General features: G+C 32.3%; 19 protein-coding genes. 11 read left to right on the forward strand and 8 right to left on the reverse strand.

Going from position 1 to position 20,269, the window contains the following annotated elements; genetic code table 11:
• Positions 1 to 56 precede the first annotated feature (56 nt).
• Positions 57 to 827, forward strand: coding sequence for a nucleoside triphosphate pyrophosphohydrolase (mazG, locus tag SHI72_RS04445; RefSeq protein WP_086895254.1), 771 nt, complete (start codon positions 57 to 59; stop codon positions 825 to 827).
• On the opposite strand, the gene SHI72_RS04450 is transcribed toward mazG, so the two are convergent.
• Positions 828 to 1,508, reverse strand: coding sequence for a Crp/Fnr family transcriptional regulator (locus tag SHI72_RS04450; RefSeq protein ID WP_039115097.1), 681 nt, complete (start codon positions 1,506 to 1,508; stop codon positions 828 to 830). It abuts the gene before it with no gap.
• A gap of 204 nt (positions 1,509 to 1,712) precedes the next feature.
• Between SHI72_RS04450 and SHI72_RS04455 the strand changes: the two genes are divergently transcribed.
• The 8 genes from SHI72_RS04455 to SHI72_RS04490 all read left to right on the forward strand — a co-directional run bounded on the left by SHI72_RS04455 (position 1,713) and on the right by SHI72_RS04490 (position 10,364).
• Complete coding sequence (locus SHI72_RS04455) at positions 1,713 to 4,094, forward strand: heavy metal translocating P-type ATPase (protein ID WP_323489178.1); 2,382 nt, start codon at positions 1,713 to 1,715, stop codon at positions 4,092 to 4,094.
• Between the two features lie 118 nt (positions 4,095 to 4,212).
• On the forward strand, positions 4,213 to 4,404 hold the full coding sequence (gene ccoS, locus SHI72_RS04460; RefSeq protein ID WP_039115094.1) for a cbb3-type cytochrome oxidase assembly protein CcoS: 192 nt from the start codon (positions 4,213 to 4,215) through the stop codon (positions 4,402 to 4,404).
• 3 nt (positions 4,405 to 4,407) lie between these two features.
• Positions 4,408 to 6,594, forward strand: coding sequence for a cytochrome-c oxidase, cbb3-type subunit I (gene ccoN, locus SHI72_RS04465; protein ID WP_323489179.1), 2,187 nt, complete (start codon positions 4,408 to 4,410; stop codon positions 6,592 to 6,594).
• Between the two features lie 7 nt (positions 6,595 to 6,601).
• On the forward strand, positions 6,602 to 6,772 hold the full coding sequence (locus SHI72_RS04470) for a CcoQ/FixQ family Cbb3-type cytochrome c oxidase assembly chaperone (protein ID WP_082001838.1): 171 nt from the start codon (positions 6,602 to 6,604) through the stop codon (positions 6,770 to 6,772).
• Positions 6,773 to 6,799: 27 nt separating this feature from the next.
• Positions 6,800 to 7,741, forward strand: a complete 942-nt coding sequence (locus SHI72_RS04475) for a cbb3-type cytochrome c oxidase N-terminal domain-containing protein (RefSeq protein ID WP_323489180.1) — start codon at positions 6,800 to 6,802, stop codon at positions 7,739 to 7,741.
• Positions 7,742 to 7,745: 4 nt separating this feature from the next.
• The gene (gene ccoG / locus SHI72_RS04480) at positions 7,746 to 9,164 is read left to right on the forward strand and encodes a cytochrome c oxidase accessory protein CcoG (RefSeq protein ID WP_039115089.1); all 1,419 of its coding nucleotides are present in this window, start codon (positions 7,746 to 7,748) and stop codon (positions 9,162 to 9,164) included.
• 12 nt (positions 9,165 to 9,176) lie between these two features.
• Positions 9,177 to 9,626, forward strand: a complete 450-nt coding sequence (locus SHI72_RS04485) for a FixH family protein (protein ID WP_039115087.1) — start codon at positions 9,177 to 9,179, stop codon at positions 9,624 to 9,626.
• Positions 9,627 to 9,662: 36 nt separating this feature from the next.
• The gene (locus tag SHI72_RS04490; RefSeq protein ID WP_323489181.1) at positions 9,663 to 10,364 is read left to right on the forward strand and encodes a sulfite exporter TauE/SafE family protein; all 702 of its coding nucleotides are present in this window, start codon (positions 9,663 to 9,665) and stop codon (positions 10,362 to 10,364) included.
• A 12-nt stretch (positions 10,365 to 10,376) separates the two neighbouring features.
• Here the strand turns inward: SHI72_RS04490 and hemN are convergent, their stop codons facing one another.
• The 6 genes from hemN to lpxD form a co-directional block, all read right to left on the reverse strand.
• Complete coding sequence (hemN, locus tag SHI72_RS04495) at positions 10,377 to 11,741, reverse strand: oxygen-independent coproporphyrinogen III oxidase (protein ID WP_323489182.1); 1,365 nt, start codon at positions 11,739 to 11,741, stop codon at positions 10,377 to 10,379.
• A 118-nt stretch (positions 11,742 to 11,859) separates the two neighbouring features.
• Positions 11,860 to 12,333 carry a hypothetical protein gene (locus SHI72_RS04500; protein WP_039115078.1) on the reverse strand — a complete coding sequence of 158 codons (474 nt, stop codon included), beginning with the start codon at positions 12,331 to 12,333 and terminating at the stop codon, positions 11,860 to 11,862.
• A gap of 115 nt (positions 12,334 to 12,448) precedes the next feature.
• On the reverse strand, positions 12,449 to 12,802 hold the full coding sequence (locus SHI72_RS04505) for a hypothetical protein (protein WP_323489183.1): 354 nt from the start codon (positions 12,800 to 12,802) through the stop codon (positions 12,449 to 12,451).
• 89 nt (positions 12,803 to 12,891) lie between these two features.
• Positions 12,892 to 13,314 (reverse strand): DoxX family protein, encoded by a 423-nt coding sequence (locus SHI72_RS04510; RefSeq protein ID WP_035621274.1) that lies wholly within the window; start codon positions 13,312 to 13,314, stop codon positions 12,892 to 12,894.
• 116 nt (positions 13,315 to 13,430) lie between these two features.
• Positions 13,431 to 15,059 carry an acyl-CoA carboxylase subunit beta gene (locus SHI72_RS04515; RefSeq protein ID WP_039115071.1) on the reverse strand — a complete coding sequence of 543 codons (1,629 nt, stop codon included), beginning with the start codon at positions 15,057 to 15,059 and terminating at the stop codon, positions 13,431 to 13,433.
• A gap of 171 nt (positions 15,060 to 15,230) precedes the next feature.
• The gene (gene lpxD / locus SHI72_RS04520) at positions 15,231 to 16,229 is read right to left on the reverse strand and encodes a UDP-3-O-(3-hydroxymyristoyl)glucosamine N-acyltransferase (RefSeq protein WP_039115069.1); all 999 of its coding nucleotides are present in this window, start codon (positions 16,227 to 16,229) and stop codon (positions 15,231 to 15,233) included.
• A 332-nt stretch (positions 16,230 to 16,561) separates the two neighbouring features.
• Here lpxD and SHI72_RS04525 point away from each other — a divergent pair, with 332 nt between their 5' ends.
• Positions 16,562 to 17,470, forward strand: a complete 909-nt coding sequence (locus tag SHI72_RS04525; protein ID WP_039115068.1) for a phospholipase A — start codon at positions 16,562 to 16,564, stop codon at positions 17,468 to 17,470.
• A gap of 50 nt (positions 17,471 to 17,520) precedes the next feature.
• On the opposite strand, the gene prfB is transcribed toward SHI72_RS04525, so the two are convergent.
• Positions 17,521 to 18,622, reverse strand: a protein-coding gene (gene prfB, locus SHI72_RS04530; RefSeq protein WP_117590113.1) for a peptide chain release factor 2 whose coding sequence is annotated in 2 segments (ribosomal slippage) — positions 17,521 to 18,558 and positions 18,560 to 18,622 — 1,101 coding nt in all. Because the reading frame shifts where the segments join, the coding sequence is not laid out codon by codon here.
• Positions 18,623 to 19,059: 437 nt separating this feature from the next.
• Between prfB and SHI72_RS04535 the strand changes: the two genes are divergently transcribed.
• Positions 19,060 to 20,079, forward strand: a complete 1,020-nt coding sequence (locus tag SHI72_RS04535; protein ID WP_039115063.1) for a threonine aldolase family protein — start codon at positions 19,060 to 19,062, stop codon at positions 20,077 to 20,079.
• The last annotated feature ends 190 nt before the right edge of the window (positions 20,080 to 20,269 follow it).

Genomic DNA, 20,269 nt, shown 5'->3' on the forward strand with positions numbered 1-20,269 from the left:
TGACAGGATTTTTTACTTTTACATGAATTCGTTACCAACTTAAAATTACTTCAAAAATGAGTAAAGAACTGCAATTACAAGCCTTCGAGAGATTATTAAATATAATGGATGATTTGCGTGAAAAATGTCCTTGGGACATGAAGCAGACTATACAGAGTTTACGCCATCTTACTATTGAAGAAACATATGAATTAGGTGATGCAATTCTGGATAATGATCTGAATGAAGTAAAAAAAGAATTAGGAGATTTGTTGTTGCACATTGTTTTTTATGCCAAAATAGGTAGCGAAACAAATGATTTTGATATGGCAGATGTGTGTAATGAAATTTGCGAAAAGCTTATTCATCGTCATCCTCATATTTATAGCGATACAGTTGTAAAAGATGAAGAAGAAGTAAAGCAAAATTGGGAAAAACTTAAGTTAAAAGAAGGTAAAAAATCTGTTTTAGAAGGTGTTCCAAGAAGTTTGCCAGCATTAGTTAAAGCAAGCAGAATACAAGATAAAGTAAAAGGAGTAGGCTTTGATTGGGAAGAACCGCACCAAGTTTGGGATAAAGTACAGGAAGAATTACAAGAGCTACAAGTAGAAGTAGAAGCTGGAAATCAAGATAAAATTGAAGCTGAGTTTGGAGATGTATTATTCTCGATGATTAATTATGCGCGATTTTTAAATGTAAATCCCGAAGATGCACTAGAACGCACCAATAAAAAATTTATAAAACGTTTTCAATACCTTGAAAGCAAAGCAGGAGAATTAGGAAAGCCATTAATGGACATGACTTTGGCAGAAATGGATGTTTTTTGGAACGAAGCAAAGAAGCTTTAGTTATTCGGCCATTTTCTTTAAGGCACTAATATTTTTAAGGACAATTTTCTTTCCAACTAATTCAATAACTTTTAGTTTATTAAAGTCAGATAATAGTCTGATGCAGCTTTCTGTAGCAGTACCAATCATACTTGCTAGTTCATCTCTGGAAAGTTGAATTTGTAACGTGTTGTCTTTGTTCTCGCCAAATGTGTCATGTAAGTATAATAACGTTTCGGCTAAACGAGATTTAACGGTTTTTTGGGCTAATGAAACAGTATGATTGTCTGATTCTTTTAAATCATCACAAATTGTTTTCATCACATTCATAGAAAACTGATTGTTTTGATTAAAGAAATTGATGATTTCTGTTTTAGGAATAAAACATACTTCCATGTCATCTAAGGCTTTAGCGCTTAAATTAGCAGGTTCATTACTAATCATAGAGCGTTGTCCTAAAAGTTCTCCAGATTTTACAAGCTTTACAATTTGATCTTTACCATTGGCACTTAGCTTAGAAAGTTTACCTACACCATCTTTTACACAGAAAACACCATTAGTAACTTCGCCTTCTTCAAAAATAGAATCACCTTTCTTAATAGTATAAGTAGTTTTACTATTAGCTAATTTTATAACTTCATCTTTGTTTAAAGCTTTTAACGAAGTAAGTTGTCTTACGATACATTGGTCACATTTATTCATAGCAAAGTTATTTGTTTGCAAAATTAGGTATAATTATGTTTTTTTTATCTTATTTTTTATAATAATAACAGAAATATGATTTCTATAAGTTTATTCCCAATTTATTTTATTAAATTTAAAAATGTAATTTAGAGGCTATGATAATTGTCATGTTTTTTAACTAGGCTGTTTGTGACCTTTGCAAAAGCATAAAATGGTTAAATTATGAGTGTACAAAATTGTTTTCATTGCGGTTTGATTATTCCAAAAAATGAAGTAATTGTTTTTGATGAAAAAGAATTTTGTTGCAGCGGATGTAAGACAGTTTATGAGATTTTCAGTCTTAATGACCTAACTTGTTATTATGATTTCGAAAAATCTCCAGGAGCAACACCACAAGATATTCAGGGCAAATATGATTTTCTGGATAATGAAAGTATTCAGGTAAAGTTATTAGAATTCCAAGAGGATACAACAGCTATTGTCTCGCTAAATATTCCACATATTCATTGTAGTTCTTGTATTTGGATTTTAGAAAATTTAAATCGTCTAAAACCAGGAATTAGTGCTTCTCAGGTTAATTTCCCTGAAAAGAAAGTTAGAATTACTTATAATCCAGAAAAAATCAGTCTTAAAGATATTGCTTATACCTTAAGTTCAATAGGATATGAGCCATATATAAGTTTAGAAAACTATGAAGCTGGAAAAAATAATGTAGACAGAAGTTTGACATATAAATTAGGTGTCGCTTTTTTCTGTTTTGGGAACATTATGTTACTTTCTTTCCCAGAGTATTTTGAAGTAAAAGAATTTTGGCTAGATAATTACAAACCCTTTTTTCGTTGGTTGATATTAATTCTGGCAATGCCAAGCTTTTTGTATTCGGCAAGTGGCTATTATGTTTCGGCTTATAAAAGTATCAAAAGTAAAATGCTGAATATCGATATTCCTATCGCTTTAGGAATTATTGTTATGTTTATTCGAAGCACTTTTGATATCATCATGGATTACGGAGGAGGTTTTTTTGATAGCTTAACAGGATTGATTTTCTTTATGTTGTTAGGGAAAATGTTTCAGATTAAAACCTATAGTTTTTTAAGCTTCGAAAGAGATTTTAAGTCTTATTTTCCTATTGCAGTAACCCGAATAAATCCTAATACTAAAGAAGAAAGTATTCCTATTTATGATATTGATAAAGGGGATCGATTATTAATTAGAAATCAAGAATTAATTCCAGTAGATGGAATCTTGATAAGTGATAAAGCCGAAATTGATTATAGTTTTGTAACTGGTGAAGCTGTTCCTATTACCAAAAAATCTGGTGATAAGGTTTTTGCTGGAGGAAAGCAAATAGGTAAAGTAATAGAGATGGAAGTATTGCATACTGTTTCTCAGAGTTACTTGACACAATTGTGGGGAAATGATATTTTCCAGAAAGATGTTCAGCAAAAACACAAGACGATAACCGATACTATAAGTCGTTATTTTACTCCAATTTTATTATTAATTGCTTTTGCAGGTTTTGGTTATTGGATATTTATAGACGCTAATACAGCTTTTAATGTTTTTACAGCGGTACTTATTGTAGCATGTCCATGTGCACTGGCATTGACGGCACCATTTACATTTGGTAATATCTTAAGGATTTTAGGAAAACAGAAATTTTATTTAAAAAATGCTTTAGTTATTGAACAGCTTGCTAAAGTCGATACATTGGTTTTTGATAAAACTGGAACTATTACAACTAATAAAAAATCGAATATTACATACGAAGGAGAAAAACTTTCTGATGTAAACCTTGTAATGCTTAAAAATGTACTTCGAGCTTCAAATCACCCTTTGAGTCGAATGTTATATGAGTTTCTGCCTGAATCAAGCCGAATAAAATTGGATGATTTTAAAGAAATAACAGGAAAAGGAATCTTGGCGGAAATCGAAAATCATCAATTTCAGATTGGATCATTTTCTTTTGTTGCAAATCAAGAAGAAAACTCAATTCAGCAAACATCACTTCATATTAAAATAGATGGAGTTTATTACGGTAAATATATTTTTAATAACCAATATCGAGAAGGGTTAGGGGATTTATTTAAAGAACTAAGTCTTAATTATAAAATCAAAGTATTATCGGGTGATAATGATGGAGAGCGAGAAACTTTAGAAAGTCTTTTGCCTAAAGGAACAGAGCTTGTTTTTAATCAAAAACCGGAACAAAAACTAAACTTTATTAAAGAACTGCAAGACCAAGGGCATAATGTAATGATGGTTGGTGATGGATTAAACGATGCGGGAGCATTAGCACAAAGTAATGTAGGAATATCTATATCAGAGAATGTAAATGTTTTTTCTCCTGCTTGTGATGCAATTCTGGATGCAACCGAATTCCAGCGTTTAAATTATTTTTTAAAACTCTCCAAGAACTCTATTAAAATCATTAAGATGAGTTTTGTTTTGTCACTACTTTATAATGTTGTAGGACTTTCTTTCGCTATTACAGGTAACTTATTGCCTCTGGTGGCGGCTATTATAATGCCTTTGAGTACTATTACGATAGTGAGTTTTGTAACATTAGCATCTAACTATTTCAGTAAGAGTAGTTTAAAATGATTATAAATAATTCAAAGGTTATTTTTTCATAAATTTAACATAACTAGCTAAGGTATGATAAATGTCATATTTTAAAAGAATGTATAAAAGTAATTTTGTTTAACAAATTTCTTAAGTTATGAGCGTAATTTACTTATTAATCTCAGTTAGTATCATCATTGCCATTGGTTTTTTTATAGCATTCGTAATAGCTGTAAAATCAGGACAGTATGATGATGATTACACTCCTTCCGTTCGAATGCTTTTTGATGATGAAATCAAAAAAACTCCCAATAATAAAATAAAAACAACCACAGAAAAACAAATCTAGATTATGGAAATGCAACAATTTTATTACGACAACAAAATTGTAAAGAAATTCATTTATGCTACCATTCTTTTTGGTGTAGTAGGGATGCTGGTCGGTCTTACATTGGCCGTTATGTACCTCTTTCCTAATATTACCGACGGAATCTCATGGTTAAGCTATGGACGATTAAGACCTTTACACACCAACGCAGTTATTTTTGCCTTTGTAGGGAACGCGTTTTTTGCAGGAATGTATTATTCTTTGCAGCGACTCTTAAAAGCTAGAATGTTCAGTGACTTTTTAAGTAATGTACATTTTTGGGGATGGCAATTAATTATTGTAGCGGCAGCAATTTCATTGCCTTTAGGTTATACATCATCTAAAGAATATGCCGAATTAGAGTGGCCAATAGATATTGCTATTACTTTAATTTGGGTTGTAATGGGTATCAACATGATTGGTACAATTTTACGTCGTAGAGAGCGCCATTTATATGTTGCAATTTGGTTCTATCTAGCCACATTTGTTACTGTTGCAGTATTACATATTTTTAATAATATAGAGATACCAGTTTCTGCAATGAAAAGTTATTCTGTTTACGCAGGAGTTCAGGATGCTTTAGTGCAGTGGTGGTATGGTCATAATGCAGTTGCATTCTTTTTAACAACTCCGTTCTTAGGTTTAATGTATTACTTTGTACCTAAAATAGCTAACCGTCCAGTGTATTCTTATAGACTATCGATTATACATTTCTGGTCATTAATTTTTATATACATCTGGGCTGGTCCTCACCACTTATTATATTCAGCGTTACCAAACTGGGCGCAAAATTTAGGAGTTGCTTTCTCTATTATGTTGCTTGCTCCATCTTGGGGAGGTATGATAAACGGACTTTTAACGCTTAGAGGTGCATGGGACAAAGTTCGTGAAGAACCAGTTTTAAAATTCTTTGTTGTTGCAATTACAGGTTACGGTATGGCAACTTTTGAAGGACCAATGCTTTCATTTAAAAAATTTAATGCTATAGCGCATTATACAGACTGGATTATTGCTCATGTACACGTTGGAGCATTAGCATGGAATGGATTTATGACCTTTGGTATGATTTATTGGTTGATACCAAGAATGACAAAAAGTACTTTATTTTCTAAAAAATTGGCAAACTTTCATTTTTGGATTGGTACACTGGGAATTATTTTATATACAGTTCCAATGTATTTTGCTGGTTTTCAACAAGCATCGATGTGGAAACAGTTTAATCCAGACGGGACTTTAACATACGGAAACTTCCTGGAAACAGTTACAGCGATTATGCCATTATATTGGATGAGAGCTATTGGAGGTACTTTATATCTTGTAGGGATGTTTGTATTGGTTTACAACATAATTCAAACAATACGAGTAGGTAACCCAATTGAAGATGAATTGGCAGAAGCACCAGCATTAGAAAGAATTAGCAGTAGTAGAGTTCGTGGAGAAAAATTCCATTCATGGTTAGAAAGAAAACCAATCCAGTTAACAATTTTGGCTACAATTGCTATTTTAATTGGAGGAATTATTCAAATCGTACCTACGATTATGGTAAAATCAAATATTCCGACTATTACAAGTGTAAAACCATATTCACCATTAGAGTTAGAAGGTCGTGATATATACATTCGTGAAGGATGTGTTGGGTGTCACTCACAATCAGTACGTCCGTTCAGAAGTGAAGTAGAACGTTATGGACCACAATCTAAAGCAGGAGAATTTGTATACGATCATCCATTCTTGTGGGGATCTAAACGTACAGGACCAGATTTATTAAGAGTCGGAGGAAAATATAATGATAATTGGCACTTTAATCACTTCTGGAATCCACAAAGTATATCGGCAGGTTCAATCATGCCAGGATACAAATGGTTATTTGATAATAAGCCAATGGATATTTCATTGACACAGAAGAAAATGGAAGTAATGGTTCAACTAGGAGTTCCATATTCTGCTGAAGAAGTAGCAAATGCTCAAAAATTATTAAGAGCACAAGCTTTAAAAATCGAAAAGAATTTAGAAAACGATCCAGACTATGTTGCTAGTTATGCAGATAGTAAGAAAAAAGCTGAAGCAAAAGGGGAGAAATTTATTCCGATGAATGAGAGAGAAATTGTAGCGCTTATTGCTTACATGCAAAGATTAGGAACAGATATCAAAGTAAAAGAGACTTCAAAATAGAGAAATTATGTTTGAACAAGTAAAACACAACTTAGAAACTATTGCGGGCGTACAGATCTTCCCAATACTTTCCTTACTAATATTTTTTATCTTTTTTGTTTGCCTGGGAATTTGGGTGTTTTCATACAAGAAAGAAAAGATTGAAGAAATGAGTCATATACCATTAGACGAAAATTAAATTGTAGAATTAAAAATAATATATAAAATGAAAAAATTAATTCCAGTATATGTACGATTACCACTAATTTTCTTCATCGTTTTTGGTGCAATGGAATATTTTATAGACTCAGGCGATAGGCCAGCATTTATAAAATACCCAATGGTTTCTGTCTTCTTGTTTGTATTTCTTTTTCTTTTAATAGCAATAGAAATTACTGTAAGTGCAATAGATAGCATAACATATAGTTTGCTAACAGATGAACAAAAGGCTAAGCTTGAAATTGATAGTAATTTGAGCTTAAAAGAAAGAGCCTGGTATAAAAATTTGATGCAAAAATTAACAAAGACAGAACCGATGGAAACGGAAGGGACTTTGTTATTGAATCACGATTATGATGGTATCAAAGAGTTAGATAATAACTTACCGCCATGGTGGATTTATTTATTCTACATCACTATTATTTTTGCTGTAGTTTATATGGCACGTTACGAGTTGTTTGGTGGAGACGACCAAGAAATGGAGTTGAAAAAGGAAATGGCTCAAGCCAAGATAGATGTTGATGAGTATCTTAAAACTGCTCCGGATTTAATGGATGAGAAAACGGTTACCTTGCTAACAGATGCTGCTGATATTGCTGCAGGAAAAGAAATATTCACGACCAATTGCGCTGCTTGTCACAGAGCTGATGGAGGAGGGCAAATTGGACCAAACTTAACCGATGATCATTGGATTTTAGGGGGAGGAATAAAAGAAATTTTCCATACAGTAACTAATGGAGGTCGTGACGGAAAAGGGATGATAGCATGGAAAGGAACGTTAAAACCAAAAGAGATACAAAAAGTATCGAGTTATATCTTATCCTTAAAAGGTAGTAATCCTAAAGATCCGAAAGAACCGGAAGGAGATATTTGGATAGGTAAAGATGCACCTAAAACAGACGCAGCAGTAGTTGCAACACAAACAGACACTACACAAGTTAAAAAATAATACAATGTCAAATTTGCCAGACGAAGCTTTTAGAGATACCATTGGAACGATTGATGAAGGAGGTAACAGAAAATTTATTTTTCCTAAAAAACCGTCTGGTAGGTTTTACGAATACAGGAAATGGGTTAGTTATGTTTTACTAGCTATTTTAGTTGCAAATCCATTTATAAAAGTAAATGGAAATCAATTTATGATGTTCAATATATTAGAACGTCGTTTTAATATATTTGGATTCCCTTTTTGGCCTCAGGATTTTTACCTTTTTGTAATTTCGATGCTGGTGGGTATCGTATTTATACTATTGTTCACGGTTGTATTCGGACGTATTTTCTGCGGATGGATTTGCCCACAAACTATTTTTCTAGAACTCGTTTTCCGTCGAATCGAATATTGGATTGATGGAGATAGAGGAGCTCAAACCCGATTAGCAAAACAAGAGTGGAATGGAGAGAAGATTAGAAAGCGCTTAATAAAATGGTTCATCTTTTTTGTGATTTCTTTTTTAATAGCCAATGTTTTCTTAGCTTATTTGGTGGGAAGTGATCAGTTATTTTTAATGATTGAGGAAGGGCCAATAAAACAATCAAGTAACTTCATAGCTTTATTACTTTTTACAGCAGTTTTCTATTTTGTATTTGTATGGTTTCGTGAGCAAGTATGTATTATAGCTTGTCCATACGGAAGATTACAAGGTGTGCTTTTGGATAATAAATCCATTAATGTTGCTTATGATTTTGTACGAGGAGAAAAAGAATTAGGTAGAGCTAAATATAATAAACAAGAAGATAGAGTAGCAACAGGAAAAGGAGATTGTATCGACTGTAAGCAATGTGTGCATGTTTGTCCAATGGGAATCGATATAAGAAACGGAACTCAATTAGAATGTACTAATTGTACTGCTTGTATTGATGAATGTGATACCATAATGGAAAATGTTGGTTTACCAAAAGGACTTATTCGATATGCATCTGAAGATGAAATAGAGAAAAAAGAACCTTTTAAGTTTACTGCAAGAATGAAAGGTTATACAGCAGTATTGATTATCTTGCTTGGAATTTTTGTTGGAATGCTATTTTTAAGAAATGATGTTCAAGCTATAGTTTTACGTTTGCCAGGACAACTTTTTCAACATAAAGGAGATAAGATAAGTAATATTTATACGTACAAAATAGTCAATAAAACAATGAATGATTTTACAGACATTCATTTTGGTTTAATTGATCAAAAGGGAACTATAAAAAACGTTGGAAATCAAAAATTTAAAGTTTCAAAACAAGGGATATCACAAGGAACTCTCTTTATAGAAATTGATAAAGTACTTTTAGAGGGCGACAAAACCAAGGTTCAAATAGGAGTTTATAATGGAGATAAGTTAATCGAAACAACATCAACAAACTTTTTAGGGCCACGAAGTTTTAATTAAAAAAACAATATTATGAAAATTAACTGGGGAACAGCAATTGTAATTGCATTCGGATTGTTTATGACTTTCATTTTATACTTTGTTTTTAAAGTACAATCAGATAGTAAATATGACAATGATTTGGTTGTAGAAGAGTATTATAAGCATGATTCACATTTTGGAGAAGAAATGGAGCGTGTTCAAAATGCGCATGATTTAAAACAAAAACCAACAATTATTACGATGAAAGATGGGATTAAAATTGTTTTTCCAAATACTTTTGAAAGTAAAAATATTAAAGGGGAAGTACTAATGTTCCGCCCATCAAATAAAAAACTAGATTTTAATACAGCAATAGCCTTAACAAATTCTGAATTATTGATTCCTCAAAAGAAATTGATAAAAGGACGTTGGGATGTTAATATGGAATGGCAATATAATGGTAAACAGTATTTAACCAAAGAAGTTGTTTATATTAACTAAAAAGGTTTTTGCATAATTATCTAAATATAGAAAACAATGCTCTATTCTGCTTTTATATTCGGTTTAATCAGTAGTTTTCATTGTATTGGTATGTGTGGTCCTATTGCCATGATGTTGCCAGTAGATAAGCATAATCAAGTAAAAAAAGCACTACAGGTTACAGTTTACCACTTAGGAAGATTAACTGCATATGGAACGATAGGATTAGTTTTTGGGTTATTAGGGAAAGGTTTTTTCCTGGCAGGAATCCAGCAAAAACTATCTATTCTTATCGGTGTGATTATGATAATAGTGGTTTTAACACCCGAAAACATATTTGCAAGATATAATTTTTCAAAACCTGTTTACAGACTTATCTCAAGAATAAAGTCGAACCTAGGAAAACATTTTAGAAACAAAAGTTACAAATCTCTTTTTATTATAGGAATGCTGAATGGTTTTTTACCATGCGGAATGGTATATGTGGCTTTATTTGGTGCGATTGCAATGCAAAGTGCCGAGTTTGGTGTTCTATATATGGTTTTGTTTGGACTAGGAACAGTTCCTTTAATGACCAGTGTAGTATATTTTAATTCCTTTTTAACGCAATCTACTCGAAATAAATTCCAAAAAGTAATTCCTTATGTTGCTATTTTTATTGGGGTATTGTTTATTTTAAGAGGATTAGGATTGGGGATTCCATATCTTTCTCCATCTAATATGAGCTTATTTATACAAGAAACTCCTAATTGTCATTAGGAGTTTTTTTTATTAAATAGTCATTGAGAATAAACTTGTTTCAGGAGCTTTTCTTTTTAAATGTAAATCAAAAGCCATGCAGATATTGCGTACAAAAGGTTTACCAGCTTCAGTAACCTTTATTGTTTCATTTGTAATAGTAAGTAATCCATCATTCTCCATTTCTTTTAACTGAGTTAGAATTTCTGGTATTTCTTTAAAGTAATTACTTTCTTCGCTCCATGTTGTTTCAAAATTGCACATTAAGTTTAAGATGTGTTTTCTAATAATAAGGTCCTCTTCGGTCAGTATATGGCCTTTTACAACAGGAAGTTTGTCCCATTCTAATAATTGATAGTAGTCTTCTATGCTTTTTACATTTTGAGCAAAACTATACCAGCTATCGCTTATAGATGAAACTCCCAAGCCAATCATTAATTGCGTTTTAGATGCACTATATCCCATAAAATTACGATGTAATTTACCGTCTTTAAAAGCAGTATATAAATGGTCAGATTTTAGGGCAAAATGATCCATACCAATTTCATGATATTCGTTTTTATATAATAATTGTTTTCCAATTTCATATAATTTTCTTTTTTCGGCATCTTTAGGAACGTTTTCATCACTAAATCCTCTTTGTCCGTTACCCTTAATCCAAGGAACATGGGCATAGCTATAAAAAGCAAGACGGTCAGGTTGTAACGAATTTGTTTTTTCTATTGTGTCAATTATGTCTTCAACTTTCTGAAAAGGTAAACCAAAAATTAAATCATGACTTATAGATGTATAACCAATTTCTTTAGCCCAAAAAGTTACTTTGGCAACATTATGAAAAGACTGCTCGCGATGAATTGCTTTTTGTACTTTTTGAGAATAGTCCTGAACACCATAGCTAACTCTTCGGAAACCTAAATTATAAAGCTTTTGTAAATGCTCATAAGTTGTATTGTTAGGATGACCTTCAAAGCTAAATTCGTGTTCTTTGGCTTTATCAGCATAAGAAAAAATACCGTTTATCAAATCTTCAAGATTCTTAGGGGAGAAGAAAGTAGGTGTTCCGCCCCCCAGATGAATCTCTTTTATTATTGGTCTTTCGTTAAGAAGTTTGCAGTATATACTCCATTCTTTAATTACTGCTTCTATATATGGATTCTCTACATCATGATTTTTTGTAATTCGCTTATTGCAACCACAAAAAGTACACATGCTTTCACAAAAAGGCAAATGAATATATAGACTAATTCCGTCTTTTTGATTGCTTTCGGCAAATGATCTCTGTAGAGATTCAATCCAAAGTTGATAAGTAAAATCATTTTCATTCCAATATGGAACCGTTGGATAGCTAGTGTATCTAGGTCCTGGAACATTATATTTTTGTATCAACGAATTTTTCATAGCACATTATTTAAGCGATATCAAAATTAATTAGAATACAAAGAGATTAAAATGATAATTATCATAATGTAATCCAAAAAAAAGAGGCTCATGACGAACCTCTTTAGCGAATTAAGAACTAACTAGAAATACAATCTTGGATGATTTGCACCCATTTTTTACCTAATTGTTGATCTTCATGCAAGCAAACTTGCCTTATTTGATCGTCTTCAATGTTGTAAAATGGAATTACAATTTTTTGTCCTGATATCTTGTCTTGAAACTCAAAATCAACTTTTACGATAGTATCGTCTACTTCAGTAGTAGGAACTAATCGACAAGATTTTACATGATTTAAATCTATAAATGAAGCTTCCTCTTTTCCTTTATTAAAGTTCATTACTAAAAAGCCTTTGTTTTTTTTATCTATAGTTAAAATTCTTTTGTTTTGTGATTCTGTTAAATCAAAATCAAAAGCTCCATTTAGGCTATGCTTTTCTTTTATTGCTTTGATTTTTGCTTTGTTTAACGAATTAGAACGTAAAGAAAAATAAAGAGGTAATAGTGTGATTATGGCAAGTGCGATGCCTATTATAGTTACAGATGTATCCATTATTGTTTGTATTTAAGATTTAATTATATAACATGAAATAATAAACCGAATGCAGTTTGCAAACCGGTTGTAAAAGAAGAAACTAATCTTCTATAGCTAGAATCATGTGATTAAATCACCAGAAATAATGGAAAGGGTAGAGCAATATTGAAATCTTTTTGCTCTGATTTAAAGTTTGATTTGCAAAATTGGATATACTTCTTTGAATTTTGCAATCTGGGATTACAATTAAAAAAGTATCAAACCATTTGTTAAGAGTAGGACTCGGATAGTTTGTTTTTACATCGGCTACAACATGAAATCCTGCTTGAGGTTGTATAAAAGCTGAAGTATGGATGCTATCGTGAGTAAAGTTTGAATCTGTTTTTTGAGGTTGAATTACATCAATAGCAACTGTGTCTGCATTATAAGCAGATAAAAAGAGCATTAAAAGCCCAACAAATACGATGGTCTTACGAATCCAATTCATGCTGCAAACTTAATTCATAAAAGGCAATTTATATGCCCTTTTAAGAAAAAAAACGCATAACATAAGACAAATGTTGTTGTTTTAATGTGTTATTGTTGCATTTTAAAATAATAATCGGCAGAATGTTTTCCACTGCCGTAAAAAAAGAAAAATAAACAAACAATAAAGACACAAATTGCTAATAGTAAATTTTGAGAATGCATTTCGCCCATAAAATTTACTAAAATTGCTCCTAATAAGATTGGTAATTGTGCACCAATTGCCCATCGGGTAAGCAATCCAAAAACAATCATGATACCTCCAATCATGTGTGCTGGTGCTATGTAATGTAAAAGGAACATTCCGCCACCAAATTTATCAATTGGAGATATTAAATCATGTAAGTATTGGATGTTTGTTACGAAGAAAACACCTTTCATAAATAAAAATACACCCAAAGCAATACGTAATAAATCTACAGGTAAATAAGTGTGCGCATTTGCCCATTTATTTAAATTTTTTACATTTTCCATGATATTATGTTATTTAAAATAATAGTACTAAGTTACTAATTTTTAACGACATAGTTATTTCTTGGACTGCAAAATTGATTTGGGTAATTTTATCTTTTCTAAGAATTTAGATGTGTTTATACCTGAATAACGCCTAGATTAAATGGTTTTAAAATAGGAGCGTGGTTTGCGGCTTCAATCCCCATAGAAATCCATGTTCGGGTATCTAGAGGGTCGATAATAGCATCTGTCCATAATCGGGAAGCTGCATAATATGGAGAAACTTGTTCATCGTAACGCGCTTTTATTTTTGCAAATAATTCAGCTTCTTTGGCTTCGTCTACAATTTCTCCTTTTGATTTTAAAGAAGAAGCTTCGATTTGTGCCAATACTTTTGCTGCTTGAGTTCCGCCCATTACTGCCAGTTCGGCACTTGGCCATGCAAATATTAGTCTTGGATCGTAGGCTTTACCACACATAGCATAGTTTCCTGCACCATATGAATTACCAACGATAACGGTAAATTTTGGTACTACCGAATTACTTACGGCATTTACCATTTTGGCACCATCTTTTATAATTCCTCCGTGTTCAGATTTAGACCCTACCATGAAACCAGTAACATCTTGTACAAAAACTAGTGGAATTTTTTTCTGATTACAATTAGCAATAAAACGAGTTGCTTTATCTGCGCTATCTGAGTAAATAACTCCACCAAATTGCATTTCGCCTTTGGCAGTTTTTACTACTTTTCTTTGATTGGCTACAATTCCTACTGCCCAACCATCTATTCGGGCATAACCTGTAATTAATGATTGACCGTAACCTTCTTTATAGGCTTCAAATTCCGAATTATCAACCATACGCTTAATGATTTCCATCATATCGTATTGCTCATTTCGTGCCTTTGGCAGAATACCATAAATTTCTTTTGGATCTAAAGCTGGTTTTTCAGCTTTAATACGGTTGTAACCCGCTTTATCATAATCACCAATTTTATCTACAATATTTTTTATTTTATCTAATGCGTCTTTATCATCTTTGGCTTTATAATCCGTAACACCCGAAATTTCGCAATGTGTTGTTGCACCTCCTAAAGTTTCGTTGTCTATAGTTTCTCCAATAGCTGCTTTTACTAAATAACTTCCAGCAAGAAAAATACTTCCTGTTTTATCTACAATTAAAGCTTCATCGCTCATGATTGGTAAATAAGCACCACCGGCAACACAGCTTCCCATTACAGCAGCAATTTGAGTAATACCCATGCTACTCATTATGGCATTGTTTCTAAAAATACGTCCGAAATGTTCTTTGTCTGGAAAGATTTCATCTTGCAACGGCAAATAAACTCCAGCACTATCTACAAGATATATGATAGGTAATCTGTTTTCCATTGCTATTTCTTGTGCGCGTAGATTTTTTTTGGCAGTAATAGGAAACCAGGCACCAGCTTTTACAGTAGCATCATTGGCAACAACTACACATTGTTTTCCTCGTACATAACCTATTTTTACAACAACACCGCCAGATGGACAACCACCGTGTTCAGCATACATTCCTTCTCCAACAAAACCTCCGATTTCTATATTTTTTGAATTTTCATCAAGTAAATAATTAATTCGCTCTCTTGCTGTCATTTTACCTTCGGCATGAAGTTTTTCGATGCGTTTTTCGCCACCACCTAATTTTACTTTGGCAAATTTTTGTTTTAGTTCAGAAAGTAAGAGTTTATTGTGATCTTCGTTTTTATTGAAGTTTAAATCCATAATAATATAGTTTTTTAACAAAATAGTGTGTGCTAATTTACGAAATCGATCGAAATAAACAGTATAATTAATTTGTTTTAAAAAATGTAACTGTAAAGTGTTCAGAAACAGTTATAAACAAAAAAAAACAGAAGCGAACTTCTGTTTTTCTTATATATGAGGAATATTGTTTTATTTTTTAGAATCGCAAACTAATCGTTTTAAGATTGCCCATTGTTTTAAAGCATCACGAGCTTCTACAGCGGGATATCCTAACATAGTTTTGCCAGCAGGGATATCTCCAGTAACTCCAGATCCTGCACCAACAATAGCACCATCTCCAATAGTTGTATGGTCTTTTATCGAAGCACTACCACCAATGATAACTCCGTTTCCTAGTGTTACAGATCCGGCTAAACCACTATTTCCAGCCATGATACAAAACTTACCTAGTTTACTATTATGACCAATTTGAACTAAATTATCAATTTTACAGCCATCTCCAAGAACTGTAGAACTAAATTTTCCACGGTCAACACATGAATTTGCTCCAATCTCAACTCCGTTTCCTATAATTACATTTCCGATTTGTGGAATTTTAACTAATCCTTTTTCGCTACATGGGCGAAATCCGAAACCGTCAGCTCCAATAGTTGCATTAGGATGTATGATACAATCATTACCAATATGACAACGCTCACGAATTACTGTTCCTGACCAAATAATAGTATTTTTTCCGATTGTAGATTCATCAAGAATAGTCACATTTGGATAAATAGTTACATTATCTGCTAGTTTTACTTTTGGGCCTATATAACATCCTGCACCAATACGAACGCCTTCGCCAATAATTGCAGACTCATCTACAACAGCTCTAACATGGATGTTATTATGGAATATAGGTGTAGGCGGGGCAAAAAGAGCTAAGATTTGTGACATTGCCAAATCTGCATTCTTTACTTTTATAAATGCACGGTTTTCTCCTGGTTCTATCGAGATATCTTCATTAACAACAGCTACACTTGCTTTGGAGTCTTGCCAGTGTTTTTCGTATTTTTTATTTCCAATGAACGAAATTTCGGTATTGGTGGCTTTGTCTAATTGTTCAGTTGCGGTAATGTTCTGTGAAGTATTACCATAAATAACACCATTAATTACTTCATTCAGCTCTTGGATAGAATAGGATTTCATTTATTGTTATATAGTTTTAGGGGGTTAGCGGTATTTTTTGCCAAATAAAATCAATTAGTATTTAATTACCTAATTATATTTTGATGTATTTTAATAAAAAGATATAATAACAATTCTATTATTATAAAAACGTTATTAAATCTATTAAATTGTTAACAGTTTTTTGATTTGCTAACTTTAATAGTTATTTTTTTGTTTATCTAGCGATTAGTACTGATATATGGGAAATGGTAGATAAATAAGAGCACAAATAATATAAGATTTTAATGTAAAAATATAAGAGTAACGGCTTTTTAAGCAGTATTTTTATGATAAAATTTAACCAAACATTCATGAAATTATTTTCTATTAAAAACATACTTTTTTTCCTATTATTTAATTCCTTATTTGCTTATTCTCAGGTTAAAGACTTATTTAGTAAGCCTAATAAACTTCATACAATATCCGAGAGATGGGAGTTAACTCCTGAGTCATCTAACGGAACATTTTTAATAACGCCATATAAGTCTATTTATATTTTGCCTGCTAATTGGTATAGTTCGCCAAATGAGCAACCATACTCAGGAAATGGTAAGCCCGAATATGTTGCTCCGCCAGGAACGAACTATAATAATATTGAAACAAAATTTCAGCTTAGCTTTAAAACAAAAATATTTCACAATCTGCTTTTTGGAAAAGGTGATTTATGGGTTGGATATACGCAAGCATCGCAATGGCAGATTTATAACGAGAGTTTGTCAAGGCCATTTAGAGAAATTAATTATGAGCCTGAAGTTATTTTTAATTATCCACTTAACTTTAATGTTTTAGGGTTTAACATGCGAATGGCTGGTGTTGCATTTAATCATGAATCAAATGGTAAAGGTTTGCCTTTTTCCAGAAGTTGGAACAGGATTATATTTCATTTAGGATTTGACCGTGATAATTGGAGTGTTTATGTGAGGCCTTGGCTAAGGCTTCGTTCGGAAAAAGATGATAACCCGGATATTGCTCAATATATAGGTCGTGGAGATATAAATATTATTTATACTAACAATAAGAGCATTTTTACTTTTACAGGAAGTAATAATTTAAATTTTGATAGAAATAGGGGGAATGCGGCATTCTCGTGGTCATATCCAATTGCGGGAAATTTAAAAGGATTTCTTTTGGTTTCGCATGGGTACGGAGAAACTCTAATTGATTATAATAATTTGCAAACTACAGTAGGTGTTGGTGTTTCTTTAGTTGGGCCACTATAGTAAAAGAAAAACCCAGCAAAAAAAATGCTGGGTTAACTATTTGTTTGAGATTAAGATTCTTCTTCTTTTTGTCCCATCATCATTAAGAATGCTTTAAGGAAAGGGTCGATTTCACCATTCATTACGCCATCAACATCGCTGGTTTCATAACCTGTACGAACATCTTTGACTAATTTATAAGGTTGCATCACATAGTTTCTAATTTGTGATCCCCATTCTATCTTCATTTTTCCAGCTTCGATATCGGCACGTTGTGCTTGCTGTTTCTTTAATTCGATTTCGTATAACTGAGATCGTAACATTTGCATGGCACGTTGCCTGTTGTCTTGTTGAGATCTTGTTTCAGAACATTGAATTTGAATTCCTGTTGGTTTGTGGACCAATTGTACTTTGGTTTCAACCTTATTTACGTTTTGCCCTCCTGCGCCACTAGAACGAGAAGTTGTAATTTCAATATCGGCAGGATTAATATCAATTTCGATACTATCATCGACAAGCGGATAAACATAAACAGATGCAAATGAGGTATGGCGCTTAGCATTACTATCAAAAGGGGAAATTCGAACTAAACGATGTACGCCGTTTTCTCCTTTTAAATAACCAAAAGAATAATCTCCTTCAAATTCTAGGGTAACGGTTTTGATACCTGCAACCTCACCAGCCTGAAAGTTAAGTTCTTTTATTTTGTAGCCATAACTTTCGCCCCACATCATATACATACGCATAAGCATTCCTGCCCAATCGCAACTTTCGGTTCCTCCGGCGCCAGCAGTAATTTGTACTACAGCGCTTAAGCTATCGCCTTCGTCTGAAAGCATGTTTTTAAACTCGATATTTTCGATATGTAATTGTGCAGCTTTATAATGCTCGTCTAATTCTTCAGCCGAAAGTCCTCCTTCTCTGTAAAAATCATAGGCAATTTGCAACTCATCAGTAAGTTCGATGGCTTTGTTATAATCTTCGATCCATTTTTTCTTGTTTCTTAGATTTTTTACAATAATCTCGGCTTCTTTTGCATTGTTCCAAAAATCAGGTGCAAAAGTCTTTTCTTCTTCGTTGGCGATTTCAATTAATTTGGCATCAACGTCAAAGATACCTCCTCAACGCACCAAGGCGCTCCACAATACCTTTTATTTGTTCGGTAGTTGTCATAAATTAATAGTAGTTTTATATTTTATAAATAGTACGCTAATTCGGTTTTATGTTACTTATAGATTAGATTTTACAGAAAAGTGTTTTAAAAAAAACTATTAGTAAATACGTAATTATGCTGGACAAAAATAAGATATAGTTTTTAGAATATGGAAATAAATTTCATTGGAGAAAAAGAATACTAAAAGTTTATATTATAGCGTAATAGCACAAATAATAATGGAAAATATAACTTACGTGAATATGTTTTTTTAAATTAGTTAGCCGATTTTAAAATTTATTTAAAACTATTAATGTGTGTTTATATGTTTTTTATAAATAATACGTTAATTTGGTTCTGATGTTATTTACAAGTTAAATTTTACTAAAACTTGCTTAAAATAACTATTAGTAATACGTAATTTTGTTGTGTAAAATTAAGATACAGTTTTTAGAATATGGAAATAAATTTAATTAGCGATACCATTACCAAACCTAGTATTGAAATGTTGCAATACATGTTCAATGCTAAAGTAGGAGATGATGTTTACAAGCAAGACCCGACGGTTATTGAACTTGAAGCTGGAGTAGCAGAAATGTTCGGTATGGAAGCAGGGTTATTTTTTCCATCTGGAACCATGGCAAATCAAACCGCAATAAAATTACATACACAACCAGGAGAGCAATTAATTGCCGATAAATATGCACACGTTTTTCATTATGAAGGAGGAGGAGCTTCGTTTAATAGCGGTGTTTCTTGTTGTTTATTAGATGGACATCGTGGTATGATTACTGCCGAGCAGGTTGCAGCAGCAATTAATGACCCTGAGTTTTATCATAGTCCATTAACAAGTTTAGTATGTGTAGAGAATACTACTAATAAAGGTGGAGGGGCATGTTATGAACTTGAAGATTTAAGGAAGATAAAACAAGTTTGTGATGCTAATAATTTGAAATTCCACTTAGATGGAGCCAGAATTTGGAATGCTTTAGTTGCAAAAAGACAAGATCCGAAAGAATTTGGAAAAATATTCGATACCATTTCGGTTTGTTTCTCAAAAGGATTGGGTGCTCCAATTGGTTCTATGTTATTAGGAACTAAAGCCGATATAAAAAGAGCATTAAGAATCCGAAAAATGTTGGGAGGAGGAATGCGTCAGGTTGGTTATTTGGCGGCAGCTGCAATTTTTTCCTTAGAAAATAACTTAGAAAGATTAGCAGAAGATCATAGAAGAGCCAAAGAAATCGAAGCGGTTTTGTTAACAAAACATTGGGTTGCTTCAGTAGAACCTGTAGAGACAAATATTTTAATTTTCTCATTGCAGCCGAACTTCAGTGATCAGCTTTTGATAGAAAAATTAAAACAAAAAAATATTTCGATAAGTTCAATGGGTAACGGAAAACTTAGGATTGTTACGCATCTTGATTATAGACAAGTAATGCATACATATGTTTTAGAAACGCTTCAGAAGTTTTAGAAAAGGTTTTTTTTAAAAGGTACAGAGAAACAAAGGTTCAGAGGTTCAAAGTTTACTAATTGGTGTAAAATATTTGAGTCTCTGAATTTTTTTATCTATTCTGTTAAGTTTTAAAAGTCTTAGAAATAAAAAAGGTTCAAAGTTTACTAATGATGTAAAACCTTTGAACCTTTGTAGCTTTTTTTAACCT

The sequence above is a fragment of the Flavobacterium sp. PL02 genome (genome assembly GCF_035013205.1).
Lineage (GTDB): Bacteria > Bacteroidota > Bacteroidia > Flavobacteriales > Flavobacteriaceae > Flavobacterium.